The sequence below is a fragment of the Aquificaceae bacterium genome, assembly GCA_037481935.1.
Taxonomy (GTDB): domain Bacteria; phylum Aquificota; class Aquificia; order Aquificales; family Aquificaceae; genus Pampinifervens.
This window is the reverse complement of record JBBFKQ010000002.1, coordinates 78,871-93,844: the sequence shown is the minus strand read 5'-3', so window position 1 is coordinate 93,844 and position 14,974 is coordinate 78,871. Positions and strand designations below refer to the sequence as shown.

Annotated in this window: 21 protein-coding genes; 9 read left to right on the top strand and 12 right to left on the bottom strand. The window is 48.1% G+C overall.

Annotation, left to right across the window (positions count from 1 at the left end; all coding sequences use genetic code 11):
- Genes pstA through WHS43_02195 form a run of 9 tightly spaced genes read right to left on the bottom strand, consistent with a single transcriptional unit; the run spans window position 1 to window position 7,308 of the window.
- On the bottom strand, window positions 1-945 hold the full coding sequence (gene pstA, locus WHS43_02235) for a phosphate ABC transporter permease PstA (GenBank protein ID MEJ5338455.1): 945 nt from the start codon (window positions 943-945) through the stop codon (window positions 1-3).
- A 1-nt stretch (window position 946) separates the two neighbouring features.
- Entirely contained in the window at window positions 947-1,870 is a 924-nt protein-coding gene (gene pstC, locus WHS43_02230) for a phosphate ABC transporter permease subunit PstC (protein MEJ5338454.1), read from the bottom strand.
- A complete protein-coding gene (locus WHS43_02225; GenBank protein MEJ5338453.1) occupies window positions 1,867-2,871 on the bottom strand; it encodes a PstS family phosphate ABC transporter substrate-binding protein in 1,005 nt (334 codons plus the stop codon). The genes pstC and WHS43_02225 overlap by 4 nt, the downstream gene beginning before the upstream one ends.
- Window positions 2,872-2,903: 32 nt before the next feature.
- The gene (locus WHS43_02220) at window positions 2,904-4,670 is read right to left on the bottom strand and encodes a GGDEF domain-containing protein (protein MEJ5338452.1); all 1,767 of its coding nucleotides are present in this window, start codon (window positions 4,668-4,670) and stop codon (window positions 2,904-2,906) included.
- Complete coding sequence (locus tag WHS43_02215) at window positions 4,663-5,115, bottom strand: HEAT repeat domain-containing protein (protein ID MEJ5338451.1); 453 nt, start codon at window positions 5,113-5,115, stop codon at window positions 4,663-4,665. The genes WHS43_02220 and WHS43_02215 overlap by 8 nt, the downstream gene beginning before the upstream one ends.
- Complete coding sequence (locus tag WHS43_02210) at window positions 5,112-5,900, bottom strand: hypothetical protein (protein ID MEJ5338450.1); 789 nt, start codon at window positions 5,898-5,900, stop codon at window positions 5,112-5,114. Before WHS43_02210 ends, WHS43_02215 begins: the two co-directional genes overlap by 4 nt.
- Window positions 5,878-6,408 carry a GTPase domain-containing protein gene (locus WHS43_02205; GenBank protein MEJ5338449.1) on the bottom strand — a complete coding sequence of 177 codons (531 nt, stop codon included), beginning with the start codon at window positions 6,406-6,408 and terminating at the stop codon, window positions 5,878-5,880. The genes WHS43_02210 and WHS43_02205 overlap by 23 nt, the downstream gene beginning before the upstream one ends.
- The gene (locus WHS43_02200) at window positions 6,405-6,854 is read right to left on the bottom strand and encodes a hypothetical protein (GenBank protein ID MEJ5338448.1); all 450 of its coding nucleotides are present in this window, start codon (window positions 6,852-6,854) and stop codon (window positions 6,405-6,407) included. Before WHS43_02200 ends, WHS43_02205 begins: the two co-directional genes overlap by 4 nt.
- Window positions 6,802-7,308 carry a hypothetical protein gene (locus WHS43_02195; GenBank protein ID MEJ5338447.1) on the bottom strand — a complete coding sequence of 169 codons (507 nt, stop codon included), beginning with the start codon at window positions 7,306-7,308 and terminating at the stop codon, window positions 6,802-6,804. The genes WHS43_02200 and WHS43_02195 overlap by 53 nt, the downstream gene beginning before the upstream one ends.
- Before the next feature lie 80 nt (window positions 7,309-7,388).
- On the opposite strand from WHS43_02195, the gene WHS43_02190 reads away from it, so the two are divergent.
- On the top strand, window positions 7,389-8,906 hold the full coding sequence (locus tag WHS43_02190) for an HDIG domain-containing metalloprotein (GenBank protein ID MEJ5338446.1): 1,518 nt from the start codon (window positions 7,389-7,391) through the stop codon (window positions 8,904-8,906).
- Here the strand turns inward: WHS43_02190 and WHS43_02185 are convergent.
- Together WHS43_02185 and thrB are read right to left on the bottom strand one after the other, a co-directional pair.
- A complete protein-coding gene (locus WHS43_02185; GenBank protein ID MEJ5338445.1) occupies window positions 8,869-9,549 on the bottom strand; it encodes a type III pantothenate kinase in 681 nt (226 codons plus the stop codon). The two genes, WHS43_02190 and WHS43_02185, sit on opposite strands and share 38 nt — an antisense overlap.
- Complete coding sequence (thrB, locus tag WHS43_02180; GenBank protein MEJ5338444.1) at window positions 9,530-10,429, bottom strand: homoserine kinase; 900 nt, start codon at window positions 10,427-10,429, stop codon at window positions 9,530-9,532. Before thrB ends, WHS43_02185 begins: the two co-directional genes overlap by 20 nt.
- Window positions 10,430-10,487: 58 nt before the next feature.
- Between thrB and WHS43_02175 the strand changes: the two genes are divergently transcribed.
- From WHS43_02175 to WHS43_02140, 8 genes are read left to right on the top strand one after another with little or no spacing between them, the layout of a single operon-like run.
- Window positions 10,488-10,862: a CZB domain-containing protein gene (locus WHS43_02175; GenBank protein MEJ5338443.1), complete on the top strand. Its 375-nt coding sequence runs from the start codon at window positions 10,488-10,490 to the stop codon at window positions 10,860-10,862.
- A 36-nt stretch (window positions 10,863-10,898) separates the two neighbouring features.
- Complete coding sequence (locus WHS43_02170) at window positions 10,899-11,273, top strand: hypothetical protein (GenBank protein ID MEJ5338442.1); 375 nt, start codon at window positions 10,899-10,901, stop codon at window positions 11,271-11,273.
- 11 nt (window positions 11,274-11,284) lie between these two features.
- Window positions 11,285-11,599 (top strand): hypothetical protein, encoded by a 315-nt coding sequence (locus WHS43_02165; GenBank protein MEJ5338441.1) that lies wholly within the window; start codon window positions 11,285-11,287, stop codon window positions 11,597-11,599.
- 12 nt (window positions 11,600-11,611) lie between these two features.
- The gene (locus WHS43_02160; GenBank protein ID MEJ5338440.1) at window positions 11,612-11,815 is read left to right on the top strand and encodes a hypothetical protein; all 204 of its coding nucleotides are present in this window, start codon (window positions 11,612-11,614) and stop codon (window positions 11,813-11,815) included.
- On the top strand, window positions 11,812-13,896 hold the full coding sequence (locus WHS43_02155) for a heavy metal translocating P-type ATPase (protein ID MEJ5338439.1): 2,085 nt from the start codon (window positions 11,812-11,814) through the stop codon (window positions 13,894-13,896). The genes WHS43_02160 and WHS43_02155 overlap by 4 nt, the downstream gene beginning before the upstream one ends.
- Window positions 13,897-13,902: 6 nt before the next feature.
- The gene (locus WHS43_02150) at window positions 13,903-14,178 is read left to right on the top strand and encodes a hypothetical protein (GenBank protein ID MEJ5338438.1); all 276 of its coding nucleotides are present in this window, start codon (window positions 13,903-13,905) and stop codon (window positions 14,176-14,178) included.
- Window positions 14,175-14,432: a hypothetical protein gene (locus WHS43_02145; protein MEJ5338437.1), complete on the top strand. Its 258-nt coding sequence runs from the start codon at window positions 14,175-14,177 to the stop codon at window positions 14,430-14,432. Before WHS43_02150 ends, WHS43_02145 begins: the two co-directional genes overlap by 4 nt.
- Window positions 14,416-14,751 (top strand): SCP2 sterol-binding domain-containing protein, encoded by a 336-nt coding sequence (locus WHS43_02140; GenBank protein ID MEJ5338436.1) that lies wholly within the window; start codon window positions 14,416-14,418, stop codon window positions 14,749-14,751. Before WHS43_02145 ends, WHS43_02140 begins: the two co-directional genes overlap by 17 nt.
- Here the strand turns inward: WHS43_02140 and WHS43_02135 are convergent.
- Entirely contained in the window at window positions 14,748-14,954 is a 207-nt protein-coding gene (locus WHS43_02135) for a hypothetical protein (GenBank protein ID MEJ5338435.1), read from the bottom strand. The genes WHS43_02140 and WHS43_02135 overlap by 4 nt on opposite strands.
- Between the last annotated feature and the right edge of the window lie 20 nt (window positions 14,955-14,974).

Below are 14,974 nucleotides of genomic sequence, written 5' to 3'. Positions count from 1 at the left end.
TTACCATTGGTATTTCCTCCTTACTTTAAACCTCAGATAGAAGGCGATGGAGTTCATAAGAAGGGCTATAACTAGAAGTATAAAGCCAGCCGCTGCCGCGTTTGTATGAAAGGCCTCCTGAGGCCTTGAAACCCAGTTGTACATCTGTATGGGAAGAACTGTAAAGGGGGACTTGAGCATACCCAAAAAGTCCTCCCAAGGCGCTGGAGGTAGGAAGGCTATAAAGGTGAGAGCTCCTATGGTTATAAGAGGTGCGGTTTCCCCGATTGCCCTTGAAGCTGCGATTATGAGACCGGTGAATATTCCTCCAAGCGAGTAGGGTAGTATGTGATGGAAAAGGGTTTCCCACCTTGTGGCTCCAAGGGCATAGGCGGCCTCCCTAATGGACCTGGGTATCCTCCTTATGGATTCTCTTGTAGCAACCACAACAACCGGAAGCATCAGAAGCCCAAGGGTAAGCCCTGCTGTCAGGACACTCTCACCAAACTCAAACCTGTAAACAAACACGCCAAGAGCTAAAAGACCGTACACTATAGATGGAACAGCAGCAAGATTAGAAATGTTTGCCTCTATTATTCTTGCTATCTTCCCCTTACCACCATACTCTTCAAGGTATATGCCTGCAGGAATTCCAAGCACCACAGCCCAGAATATGGCTCCGAGCATCACATAGACCGTTCCTACCCAGGAGGAAAGTATGCCTGCCTGCTCGGGAAACCTTGAGGGGTAAGAGGTGTAGAAACCTGGGTCCTTTATCCTCACCCATCCATCAATTAGGAGGTCTACGGCTATTGCAAACAGAAAAAGAAGCACAAGAAAAGTGGCTATCATACCCACAGCTTCAAAAATTCTGTCTCTTTTCCTTACACCCTTTATGTAGGCTTCTATATCAAAATCCTTCAGCCTCGTTTCCAGCTCTCCTTTGACTTCAATACTCTGTTCCATCTTAATACCCCACTGCTTTAGATTTCAGATAAACCGCTATGGAATTTAGAAGGAGCGTAATAGCAAAGAGTGTAAAACCCGCAGCAAATATGGAAAGATACTCAAAGGAGCCAAAGGGCAGGTCTCCAAGGGCCACTTGAACGATGTATCCAGTTATGGTCTGTATGGGCTGGAGGGGATTGGCAGTAATCTGGGGATACATGCCAGCGGCCACAGCCACCACCATAGTTTCACCTATTGCCCTTGAAAAGCCAAGAAGATATGCTGAAAGCACCCCTGACTTTGCAGCGGGAAGGACTACAAGAAGGGCAGTCCTGAGCTTCGAAGCCCCAAGTGAATAAGATGCCTCCCTGAGATACTGGGGGACTCCTTTGAAAGAATCCTCTATCATGGAGGCGGTGTAGGGAAGTATCATTATTCCTATGACTACTCCAGGAGACAGGGCGTTCATACCTTCCATGGCTATACCAAAGAGGGAAAAGAATTTCTGAAGAACAGGTGTAACCAGCAGGAGGGCAAAGTAGCCATAAACAACTGTAGGAACAGCCTCAAGAAAATCAAGCCAAGGCTTTACTGTTTCTCTCACCTTCCAGCTTGCATACTCACTCAAATAAACTGCAACCGCTATTCCAAGGGGAACAGCCACTATCATGGATATAAGAGCTATCAAAAAGGTGCCATTGACAAGCGGCCATATGCCTATCTGTTTGTTGTAAAAGGTGGGCGTCCACTGTGTTTCCGTAAAAAACCTTATAAGGGAGGTGGGGAAGCCACCCCCTTCGGGGTGGGTGAAGAACTTTATCGTGTCTCCAACGAGAACCCATACTATGGCAAAGGTTACAAAGACCGACACCGCCCCCATCACCATAAGGAAGGCATACAGGGCGATGTCTATTGCCTTTTTTGCACCAAGAGAAAGGGTCATTGCTTGGCTTCCCTCTTGAGGAGCTCATCTATTGTCAAACCCACCTCGGGCTCACCGCCAAAGACGGTGCCAAGCACTCTCTTGTTGAACCTTTCCTCGGCAAGTTTATAAGCTCTGTCGGGTAGTGCTATGTAGCCCACTTGCTTGGATATCTTTCCAGCATTTTTAAGATAGAACTCCACAAACTCTCTGACTTCAGGTCTTTCCTGAACTGCCTTTGCGTTCACGTATATGAAGAGAGGCCTAGAAAGGGGCTGATAGGTACCCTTCTGAACTGTATCATAAGTGGGTGCCACACACTGACCCGTCTTGGGGTTCTTAATCTGAATTGCCTTCACCTTACCCTTGTTCTCTTCCACATAGGCAAGTCCAAAGTAGCATATGGCTCCCCTTTCCCTCTGGGCAAACTGCACCAGCACATTGTCATCTTCGGAGGCAAGGTAATCACCCCTTGAAGCCTTTGCTTTACCCACTATTGCCTCCGTAAAGTAGTCAAAGGTTCCAGAGTCAGAGCCAGGACCGCAGAGCTTTATCTCTTCTCTGGGCCATTTGGGGTCAAGGTCTGACCACATGAACTTTTTGCCCTGAGACTCGGGCTTCCAGATTTCCTTCAGCTGTTCCACCGTCATGCATGTTGCCCAGTTGTTTCTGGGGTTTACCACCACGGCAAGACCGTCGTAGGCCACTGGGAGCTCAATATACTGAACGCCGTTCTTCCTGCACTCCTCCATCTCCTTTGCAAGGATGGGCCTTGAGGCGTTGGATATGTCTGTTTCAGCTCTGCAGAACTTCTTGAAGCCACCACCTGTTCCGGAGATACCCACAGTGACCTTTACCGCACCCTTCTTAGCCTTCTGGAACTCCTCTGCCACGCCCTCCGTTATGGGATAGACGGTGGAAGAGCCGTCAATCTTGATTACCTGCTGTGCCTTGGCAGGCACTGACATGAGAGCTATAGCTCCCATTGAAAGGACAGCCGTCTTGAGCATCCTCTTTCTCATTTTAGCACCTCCTTAAGGATTTTGCTATAAGTTTACAGGTCAATTGTTAAGATTTCGTTAAGACCCTCCACCACAAGCACACTGCCTCTTACAGACTTTGCTTTCTTCTTGAGCTGAGCAGACCTTCTGGATATGTCCAGTGGGTCAGGAGAGCCCTTCACGAGCACCATGGAAACATCCGCCAGGGGAAACTCTCTTATTTCCTCCTCCCTGCTCCTTGCCATAAAGTAGCCTCTCTGTATGTCTTCAGGACTGTAAAACTCAAGGAGGTTCGCCTTCAGGTTCTTTAATAGCTCAAATAGTTTGCCTTTTACATCCTCCAGGGCAGTATCCCAGAGTATAAGGACAAAGTCATCTCCTCCTACATGCCCTACAAAGACCCTGCCAACGTTCTCGCTCTCAAAGTTTTTGAGCAGAAAGCCCACCTTTTTTATCATCTGGTCCCCCGCATAAAAACCGTAGGCGTCGTTAAAGGCTTTAAAGTTGTCTATGTCAAGATAACAGACATAGAAGTCATAGCCAGAATTTCCCAGTCTTTTTATGGTCTCCTCTATAGACCTGTTTCCTGGCAGTTGGGTTAGGGGGTTGCTCTCAAGAAGTTCCTTTGTGAGCTTCCTGTGAAGGTAGTCTATAAGGTTATGCTTTTCAATCACCCTCAGAGCACCATTCCCCTTTCCAAGGACAAAAACCTCCCAGTCTGAGGAGGTAACCAGGTCAAAGAGGTTCCTTAAGTTAGAATTGCTCGTGTCTACCTCTGGTAGGTTTTCAACGCTCACAAAGACCTCCTTCATAAGACCTGTAGCTTCTCTGATGTTCCTGTAGTAATAAAGGTTCCTTTTTATGTGGTTAAGCTGGCTTTTTAACTTCCACAGGTCAAGAAGGTATAAGTTTCCATCCATATCCAGAAGAGTATACCTGTCCTGAAACTCTTCTACTCTTTCCAGAAATGAGCCAAACTTCTCCTCACCTTTAACATGGAGGATACGCAAGTCTACGCCGTGCAGACCCTTATCCTGAGAACACAGACACAGTCTCGCCTCCAGCTTGAAGTTTCTCAAATCTTCTGGAGAAAGGGGTAATGAGAAGTAGAAACCCTGAAAGAGGTGGGCGTCAAAGTCCTGACAGAGCACAAGAAGGTCTTCTTGCTTTTCGAGCCCCTCGTATATGGGCCTTGCACCTATACTGAGGGACACCTCCGTAAGAACCTTTATAAGACTATGTCTTATTTTGCTTCTTGAAACGCCATTTATAAGCTCCCTCGGAAGCTTTACGTAGTCTAGTAGCCCCTCAAGGTTTAAGAGGTGTTCAAGGGAGTTAAAGCCCGTGCCTATGTCGTCTATGCCAACATGAAAGCCCATATCCTTGTAGTGGCTTAGGGCACCCTTTAAAAGCCTCATATCCTGCACCTTTTCTGCTTCTGTGAGTTCTAGGACTACGCTGCGGGGATTAAAGCCAGACTCAAGCACATAGCTCATGGTGTGCCCCTTCCCCATGTATTCAGACACAAGATAGGATGGGTATACATTCAGGAAGAGTTTGCCCTTCAGGTCCCTTGGAAAGTTTTCAAGGGCAACTTTCCTGCACATAAGGTCAAGCTCCGATGCTGCGTCAATATCCTTAGCCATGCTGAAGATTTTCAATGGACTAAAGTTCTTCCCATCCAGCTCAAACCTGCTCAGTGCCTCGTAGCCGTGTATGTCTCCCGAACTCAAGTCTACTATGGGCTGATAATGGGGCTTTATCTTTATTCTTTCAAGAAACTCCCTTTTTACAAGGGATTTTAACCCAGTGTTATACATCGCTGATTCTCTTCTGAAGGTGCATGATAGCCCTTGAACGCACCACAGGGTAGCGGTGCTGCGCCAGTTTTCTCAGGAGGTTTGTGGCTTCTGGCGAGCTCATCCTCGAAAGAGCGTCCGCAATCTCCATAAGTATTATGGGGTCTGTTTCCCTGTTTACCATCAGCTCAAAGTGAGGCAGGGCAAGCTCTAAGTCTTTTCTTCCCACTGTGTATATAACGTTCTTTTTCATGTCCTTCACTGGATGTTCAAGGGCCATTATGAGCTTGTATTCGTATGGAAGCTGATGGAACTCTGTAAGGTCATATCCGCAGTTAGGACACACTTTATCGTCCTTTGAAACGGTGCTCCAGCAGGCTGGGCAGAAGTAGAGTATGGGATGTTCTGGGTCATACTTTACTATCCTTAAACTTCTGTCATCGGGAATAAATTCAAGAGGGTTCATGGGTTCCACGGATGCCACAACTCCTGAAGGTAGCAAAAGCTCATAAAAGGTGCGTCTTCTTCAAAGCCTTCGCTGAAAACCTCCTCACCCTGAGAGAAAATAAGGTATCCATACTTTTCAGGCGATACGCTTACCACAATAGCAGTTCCAGAAAGGCTTTTGAAAGGCACGTCTTCAAAGCTCTGATACAGACCGGCAAGTTCACAGTCAAGTAAGAGAAAGGAAAGTAGCTCCTCGGGTATCTCATACACCTTCATGGAGCACATGTCTTTGCCGAGGTCCTCAATAATCTTTACGAGAGCGTTCCTGCCACTTTCTTCTGCGTAATGGGCTCCCACCACCAAGCCTTTCTGCAAAAGCAGTGTTCCCCTTATGAGCTTTACCCTGTTGTCCACCAGCATAAAGCCTGTGACCTCAAAATCTTGAAGTTTTTTAAAAAACTCCCTTATGTTGAAGTTTATGCTCTCTAAGTTCACCCAGAGGGGTCTGTCGCTGTAAAGTGGAAGACGATACTTCTCGTAAAGTTCAAAAGCATGCACAACGAAGTTTTCAAGTGTGGAGTAAAAGCTAATAAGCTCAAATTCTTCTGACAGAGCACCTTTTAACCTTCCTTCAAGCACTGGAACGAACTCAAGTCCTTCCAGACTCTGAAGCATAAAGTAGCCTGACCTGAGAGAACTGCTAACCGTTTCCGTGAGCCATGAGACGTTCACCATGTCCCTGTGAAAGGGTCCATAAAGAGGCCTGAGCTTGAGGCTTAGCTCAGCCAGCATGAGCCTTTGCATGGAGAACCTCCCTGATAATTGCCCTGAAAGTCTCTGCAACACCCAGCCCATCCTTCGCAATCGCTTCCAGCACTTTAAGGCCGTCAAAGGCCCTTGATATTTCTTCCATAGGAATGGGGTTGTCTGCATCCCGCTTGTTCGCCTGAACCACTACCGGCAGGGAAGTAAGTCCGTATTCTTCCAGCTCCTGGTAAGCCTTGAGATTCTCCTCAAGACTTCTGGAGGAATCTAACACCATCACAAGCCCATCCACATGTCCAAATATCCACTTTCTGAGAATTTTGAACCTTTCCTGTCCTGGAGTGGTGAAAAGGCTCACCTCTACCTCTTCATTACCTGTCTTTGTTTTGAGGTTAAGAGCGAGTATGTCAAGGTAAACGGTCCTGCCTTCGGTGGTCTGCTGATGAAGCCTGTCATTTACAAAGGAGGCATATATTTCCCTGAGCTTTTCAAGGTTTGTGGTTTTGCCCGCCATACCAAGTCCGTGGTAAAGTATGCGCAGGTTCATATAGCAAGGTCCTCAAACCTTACCACCTTTTTCTGGTTTCTGCTTCTCGCCCTTTTAAGTATTTCCCCTATCTCTCTTGACAGTCTTTCTTTCATGAGCTTGACGCTTCCGAGAGGAACCTTATGATTAAAGACCGATGCAAGCAGAAACTTTTGGTCTATCACGTGCACATACATGTTCTTGTCTACTCCAGAGAAATACATGTTTCTCTTGGAAGATATCACATGCTCAAGCTGGTCCACCGCACCCACAACCGCCGCACCTACGATGGCGACCCGCTGAACCATGGGTTTTAGAGTATCCACGTAGGGTGCATAGCTCACAAGCCTCCCCCCATCGTCCATAAGCACCACAAGCTCAAGAAAAAGGGAGTTTTTAAAATCCTGAAGCCTATTAGTTATTTCCTCCAGCTCTTGCTGGCTCAGGCTGTAGTCCAGCAGGTCCATTTTCTTCACCTCCAAAGAAAAACTGGCATACGCCCTCCCTGTGAACTACCTCCCTGAGATTGCCAAGGTTTATCCTTTCTGCAGTCCCCTGCATGTAACCTTTGCAGAGAGAGCACAGCATTCCTCTCGTGGGCTCTATACCATTGTTTTTCAAAGTGTCAATTATGGGATATTTCAGTTCCATGCTGAGCCTGTAGTCATTGGTAGGAAGCCCGAAGAAGTTGTGAAGAGCCTGAGATTCAAGGGCAACCCTCCTGCCTATATGTCCCATAAGCACGCTTCCAGCCCGGTCAAAGATGTATGAGATGCTTCTCTCTATGGCTACGAGCGGGTCTGTCCCATTGAGCTCTTCCACAAGCCTGCGGAAGGTTTTTCCGGCCATCTCCCCACCGATAAGACCCACCTGCTCCGTCACAATTTCCAGAAGTCCCTGAGGATTTTTGAAAAGCTCCATGGCTTTCCTCCTTTGTCTATGAGTTTACCCCCAGAGTGTTAAGTTTTCGTTAAGAAGAAGACTGCATATATTTAAGTCCCATGGATGTCCTCTTTGAGAAGGGCATAAAACACACAGCCCACGGGCTCAACTTTTACATGACTTACTTTGACGATATTGCAAGGGTTCTTCCAAGGGAAGCACTCTGTTTTATAGTGGGTGGGTGGGTTAGAGACAGGCTTCTGGGAGAGTCTGTGGGATACCATATAGATGTGGACCTTCTTGTGACCTGCGACCCCAGAGAGACCGCAAAAAGGCTGGCGGAGAGAATAGGCGGTTCTTACTTTGAGTTTGAGAAGAAGGGGCTCTTCATAAAGAGACCCACCATAGCGACTGTGGTTCTCAGGCTTGGTCCCTACAAATACAGGTTTGACTTTGCCCAGATAAAGGGTAGAGATGTGGAGAAGGCTCTGGTGGAAGACCTGCTCTCGAGGGACTTTACCGCCAACGCCATGGCAGTGAGTATTGACGATGTGCTCAGCATTGGAGCAAAGCAAACTCTGATTTACGACCCCGCCCATGGCGTGGAGGACCTGGAGCGAGGGCTTTTGAGACCCGTATTTCTGAAAAACCTCGAAGAAGACCCGGTCAGGATCCTCAGGGGCTTTCGCCTTGCGGTAGAAAAAGGGCTGGAGCTCACGGAGGATTTTTACCGCTTTGTGAGGGAAAAGGGGCATCTGCTCAGGAGGGCTCCGGCGGAGAGGATTACCCTTGAGCTCTTTAAGGTTCTGAGAGCTTCCGGCAGCTACAGAGTTCTCAGGGAGCTATACGCGCACGGCGTCCTGCAGACGCTTTTTCCAGACACAGCCCGCTGGAAGGAGGTAAAGGACCAGGGTGAGCATCATGTTTATCCCCTTGAGGAGCATGTCTTTAAGGTGCTGGAGTTCTTGGAGAGGGTTATAGAAGAACGGGACAGGTATCTGCCTGCAGAGCTTCTTGAGGACTTTGGAAGGATGGAGGTGCTCGGTGAGTTTTCTGACCTTGAGCTTCTCAAGCTTTCAGCCCTCTTTCATGACCTTGCAAAGCCCCATACCTTTGAGGTGAGAGAGGGCAAGGTCACCTTCTACAACCACGATAAGCTGGGTGCGGACATGGTAAGAGAATACGGGAAAACCTACAGGTGGGGGGAACATGCCACAGAGTTTGTAGCAAAGCTTGTAAGGGAACACCTCAGACCCTTCTACCTAAGAGAGTCTCTCTTTAAGGGTCAGCTCACCGATAGAGGAAGGGCAAACTTCTGGAGAGAGTGTGGAGATATAGCACCCCACCTTTTCCTTCACGCCATTGCGGACGCCCTCGGGAGCGGTGATGAGGAGGTGGAAATAAAGAGACTTCTTGAGACAATCCATGACCTTGTAAGCTTCAGAAGAGTCAGACTCTCAAGGATGCCAGTAAAAGCTCTCCTTGACGGCAGGGAGATAATGGAGCTTCTGGGCATTGAGCCGGGACCACAGGTCGGGAGGATAAAGAAGGCTCTCGAGGAGGCACAGCTGGATGGGAGGGTAAGGACAAAGGAGGAGGCTATAGAGTTTGTAAAGGGCTATAGAGAAGAAGCATAGCCCTGTGAATGAGAAGGGGGTCGTAAACGCCCACTTCCTCAAAAAGCCAGCCATCGCCACCCGTTATCACCAGCCTGAGGCTTCTGCCATAAAGCTCCTGCCATTCGCTGAGGCATCCCCTCAAAAAGTGCATGCTCTGCTTTATGAAGCCTCCAAGGATGGCGCTTTCCGTATCCGTGCCTATGTCTGGGTGAACCCTTTTGAAGGTCAGAGGTGGTATTAGCTCTGCCCTTTGGGACAGGCACTCAAGCCCAGAGCCAATCCCGAGGGTTATAAAGCCACCCTGAAAGACGCCATCCACCGCAAGGTCAACCACAAGAGCAGTCCCAAGGCTGGCGACCACCACGTTTTCACCGTATAGCCTTACAGCACCAAAGAGGTTGAGAAGCCTGTCAACGCCCACCCTTTCCTTTCCCTCAAAGGCAGTCCTGACGGGCACATGCTCCGCCTTTATGAACTTTGCCTCCGGATAGACTTCTTTCACAAGGGCATTGGCAGAAGGTCTGACAGAGGACACGAGCACCATGTCCGCTTCAACTCTGGGAAGGTCTGTATGTCTAAACTTTCCAAGGTAGGAGAGAGTGCCCTCAAAAAGGCAGGCGTCCACCGATGTGTTCCCCACATCAAGGGTCAGGATTTTCAACCCTTACACCCTCCCGAGATGAAGAGAGCACCATGTATGTTGAGCTTATTCCCCTTTCTCTGAAGGCTTCCACCATAGCTTTTCCCACCCCATCGCAGTTTTTAAGACATAGACCCGCTATGGAGGGTCCTGCACCGCTCAGGAAAAGGGCCACCGCACCTGCAGAATAGGCACTTTCCATGACTTTCCAGAACCCGGGTATGAGCTCAGCCCTGTGGGGTTGATGAAGCCTGTCTTTTACCGCTTCCCTCAGGAGGTCAAACCTGCCAGAAAGCAACGCCCCCACAAAGAGGGCAGACCTCTGAAGGTTAAAGACTGCATCTTTCAGAGAAACCTCCCTCTTTAACACCTCCCTTGCCTTCTGAGTGGAGAGCTCAAAATGGGGAATGCAGACCACAACCTTTAGCTCCTCAGGAAAGTCAAGCCTGAGAAACTTCACCCCTTCCTCAGAGCCTGCACACACCACGAAGCCCCCAAGAAGAGCAGGAAGCAGGTTATCAGGATGAGGCTCAAACTCAAAGGCAATCCTGAGTTTATCCTCAAGGCTTAACTTTACATGGTGGAGAACTTCAAAGGCAGAAATGCCTCCTACTATGGCGGTGGCTGATGAACCAAGACCCCTTGCGGTGGGCACCCTGTTTAACTGTTTGAGCCTTATGGGTTTTTCTGGTATTCCTGACAGCTGACATGCCCTTGCGTATGCCTTTATAAAGAGATTGTTTCTGTCCCTCGGCAGATGGCCACCTTCGCTCTCAATTTCAACCGAGTATTCCTCTGAAAATTCCACCATGAAGTCGTTATAGAGGCTTAGTGCAAGCCCAAAGGTATCAAAGCCAGAGCCAAAGTTGCTGGTGCTGGCGGGAACTACGATTTTAAACATGCAGAAAATTTTAACACTGCTTGTTTGTTATAATTTAATGCGGGCTGGAGCGAGCACTGTGATAGATGTGAGGTTTTATCTGGCACAGCATGAGCTTTATCTGAAGAGGCTTAAGAGGGCCATAGAAAATAGAAAAGACTTTAACCATAAGGAGTGTTGCAGGGATACAAAAGAGAACTGCTGTGCCTTTGGGCAGACCTTCTACAGAGACGTAATGCCTAGAATAGATGAATTTCCCCAACATATAAGGGATGTGCTGCTTCAGATAGAAGAGGTTCACTGCAGGTTTCACGAGATAGGGAAGAACATAAACACGAAGGAACCCGATGAAAACCTTGTAAAGCAGATGCAGGATACATCCCTGACCCTTTATCATCTCCTGATGAAACTGGAGCGTATGCTAAAAGGTCTCGAAGAGGTCCGCTATCCTTAACCAAATCTTAACAATCCTACTTTATAATCTTCCCTAATGATAGAATATGTGTCCCTCAGAAGAGGTGAAGCAAGGCTTTACTTCTCAAGTGTTGCAGAGAGGGACCTGTTTCTGCGTGGCATGAACGGGGTGGAGGGGGTTGAGGGGGTTGAATACAAAGAAAACACAAGAACGCTTCTTGTGAAGTTCAGAGAAGGGAGTTTTTTCCACTACATCATTGAAAACCTCAAGGGTGGCAGAGCACCCCAGAAGCTGGAAAGGGAAGACCTGCATTTTTATATTCAGCCCTTTTTGAAACATCCTGCAGTAAAGCTGGGCTTTAGCATGGCTCTTCTTGGGTGGAATGTGGGGCTTATTTCCTTTGCAGTCTGCAGTATGTTTCTTATACCATATTTAAAGAATAAGCTATAAGGAGGTAAGGCATGTTTAACGTCAGCATTCCAAGCACCATAGGTGGGTGCCTTTCAACCAACATGATGCTTTATGGCTTTGGTGCCATTGCAGGGCTTGTGGTCCTCAGTAGGCTCATGAGAGACGCAAGACCTTTCCTTGTATCCACCACCAAGGAGGTCATAGCCTTCCAGCAGTGGCTCACGGGAAATCTTGAGGAAGGAAAGGAGTTCTGGGAAGATGTGGTATCTGAAGCTAAGCACCTCTACAGGCTTGAGGTGGAGAAAAAGCTTGAAGTTCTCCAGAAACAGCAAGAAATTCTGCAGAGAATAAAGGAAAGACTGTGAGGAGGTGAAAACATGAACAACATAACTTCACTACTTGGAAAGGCAGTATGTTCAGGTCCTTTCAGTTTTGCCCTTGGCTTTGGTCTTGGGGTGCTTGCCTTCTACATGCTTGACAGGGCAAAGGAAAAGAGAAGGCTGGAAGAGACCCAGAGAGAGATTGAGGCAATGGTGAAAGCCCTTGAGCTCAAGCTTCAGCAGGAGAGCAAAACAGAATGACCTACAGGGTAGAAAGGCTCTCTCCTGGAAGGCTCAGGCTCACATCATACCTCTTTCAGTATTTACACCATCCAGATGAAACGCTCAAGTCTTATTTTTCAAGGTTTGGGGGCGTAAGGAAGGTAAGCTACTCAAGAACTTCAGGAAGACTAATTCTTGAATATGACCCTCAGAGCTTTGACCTCATAGAGTTTCTCAGCCACATTGAGAACACACCAAGGGATGTTTTCCTTGAAGACCTCTCAAGGGAAAGGGCGAGTGTTCACAAGAAAGATACGGGGACATCTCGCTGGCTAATGCTGAGCACCGCTGGTTTTCTGCCATACCTCCTGAGGGGCGTAATTCCCGGTCCACTTCTCGCAGGCATGACCCTGCTCCTCTCAAAGCCCATATTTGAAAAGGCTATAAGCTCCCTCAGAGGAAGAAAGCTTGATGTTCACTTTCTTGATTCCTCAGCCATAGTGCTGGCAAGCCTCACAGGGAACCCACTTTCTGCACATACCATGGTATTCCTGCTGGCTCTTGGCGATTACCTCTCCGAAAGGGTAGAGAAAAAGGCTTATGAAAAGATTGAAAAGCTCTTCTCCTACAAGGAGGATACTGCATGGCTCCTTATAGGCAATGGTCAGGTTATAAAGATAAAGGCCCTTGACCTTAAAAAGGGCGACCTGATAGCTGTCTACGCCGGGGAAAAGATTCCTGCAGACGGTGTAGTGGAGGAAGGGGATGCTCTCGTAAACCAGGCATCCCTGACGGGAGAGTCAAACCCGGTTCACAAAAAGGTGGGCGATAAGGTTTTTGCGGGCACCTTCGTTGAAGATGGTAAACTTTACGTAAGGGTAGAAGAGGTGGGAGAAGAAACGGTGGTGGCAAAAATCGCAAAAATCGTGGAGGAGAGCATAAAAGAGCCCATAAACATACAGAAGATGGCAGAAGAGACCGCCAACAGGCTTGTGATGCCGACCGTTGGCCTTGGCACGCTGTCTTACCTTCTCAGCGGTCAGGTGGGAAGGCTCACCTCCACACTTATCATAGACTACCACACGGGTATTCATCTTACAACGCCTCTTACGGTGCTATCCAGTGTGGCACAGGCCTCCACTTACGGCATACTCATAAAGAGCGGTGGAAAGCTGGAAGCCCTCTCAAGGGTTGACACCTTTGTCATGGACAAGACGGGAACACTAACGGTGGGGCATCCAGTGGTTGAGGATGTGGTGGGGCTTGAGATTTCTGAAGAAGAAACCCTCAGATACGCCGCCTCCCTTGAACAGAGGATAACCCATCCGGTGGCAAGGGCGATAGTGAAGCTGGCAGAGGATAGGGGGCTGGAACTTGTCCCAAGAGAAAACTCCCAGTATCACATAGGACTGGGTATAGAGGGTGAGCTGAATGGAACAAAGTTCATGCTGGGAAGCACCCGTTTTATGCAAAGGAAGAGGATAAGGATAAGTCAGGAAGTTAGAGACCTTGTGGATAAGTTTCACTCCGAGGCGAAGTCCGTTCTCTATCTTGTGAGGGAAAGGAAAATAGTTGGTCTTCTCACCTTCAGAGACCCACTCAGAGAAGAGGCAAAGGATGTGGTTGCTGAGCTCAGAAAGAGGGGTAAGAAGGTCATACTTTGCACTGGGGACAACGAAGGTATAGCCAGATATATGGCAAAGGAGCTTGGTCTGGAAGAATTTTACGCAAGGGTTTTCCCTGCAGAGAAGGCAAAGGTTGTGGAAAAGCTTAAAAAACAGGGAAGGGTGGTGGCCTTTGTTGGTGATGGTGTAAACGATTCACCAGCCCTTTCCTCCTCAGACGTGGGCATTTCCCTCAGGAGCGGAACCGACATAGCCATAGAGGTGGCGGACATCGTCATCGGGGATAGCCTCTGGCACCTGGTGGATGTGGTGGACATTGCGGAGCACACCGTAAAGAAGCTCAAAACCACATACAGGCTTAACGGCCTTATAAATACTATAGGTCTGATAGGCTCAGCCCTGGGGCTTATCGGGCCATCTGTTTCAACCCTCATAAACAACGGCACTACCGTGCTGTTGGGTATATATTCATTACAAAAACCCCAAAGGAGGTGAAAAGCCATGGAAGAAAAGAGGGACCTTGCTCAGGAGCTTGAGAGAATCAAGGCAGAGCTTGAAGAGCTCAAGAAGAAAATGGGAGTGGCAGAGGAAGAAAAGAGCCTCAAAGACCTTCCTGCTGAAGCTCTATCAAAGGTTATGGATATCAGCAAGGAAATAGTCAAAACCACGGCGGAGATAGGAGAAAAGGCTCTCAAGGTTGTGAGGTATTCCGTTGAGGGTGCCGTGGAAGGAGCCAAAAAAGCCCTAAAAGAAGAGGAGAAAAAAGAGGAAGGATGAACTTTATAAGGACAAGAAGTGGAAGGTATCTGAACACCCTCCATGTCATTTCCCTTTCGGTGGAGGAGGCAAAGATAGAGATAGAGGGTAAGAAGAGGCTGGTTTACAAGGTGGTTGCTTACATGAGCCAGCCTCTCCTCCCCGCCGTTCTTGGCATATACTCCACAGAGGAAAGGGCTTTTGACATTCTTGAGGATATCATCAGGAGGCTCTCTCAGGATGAAAGGGTCATACACATTGAAAGCGAATACTGAGGATTATGTAAGGGAGCTCAAGCTCCTTGCCCATCATATTCAAGAAACACACGGGGAATTTTTAAAAAACATACAGGAGCCACTCTTACTTGAAGTTGAGCTCCCAGAAGCGGGAAAGGCTAACTTTCTGATAAGCTCTGAGGGCATACGTTATAGCTCTGGAATATCAGAGGCAAGACATGTGATAAGCATTAGCTACAGAGACCTGCTCAGGCTCGTGGAAAAACCCTCAAGAATATTACGCTACATCTTTGAAGGTAGAGTGAGGATAAGGGGGGACTATCAGAAGGTTCTGTCCACTCTTCAGAGGCTCCTCTAAAAGAGTCTGTTTACTGCCTTTGTTATAAGGTTTTCCAGAAGCCCACCCACCACAAAGGACTCTATCAGTATGGTTCTATCCTTTTCGGTGAGGAAGGTGTCTCTTTCTCGCTTCCTGAGCCTCTCCCCTTTCCTCAGAAACCTTCTGTAGCAGTCCTTCTCCCTCTCAATCTCCTGAATGAGGCTATCAATCCTCTCCTTCATGCTGAATAGTTTAACCGAGA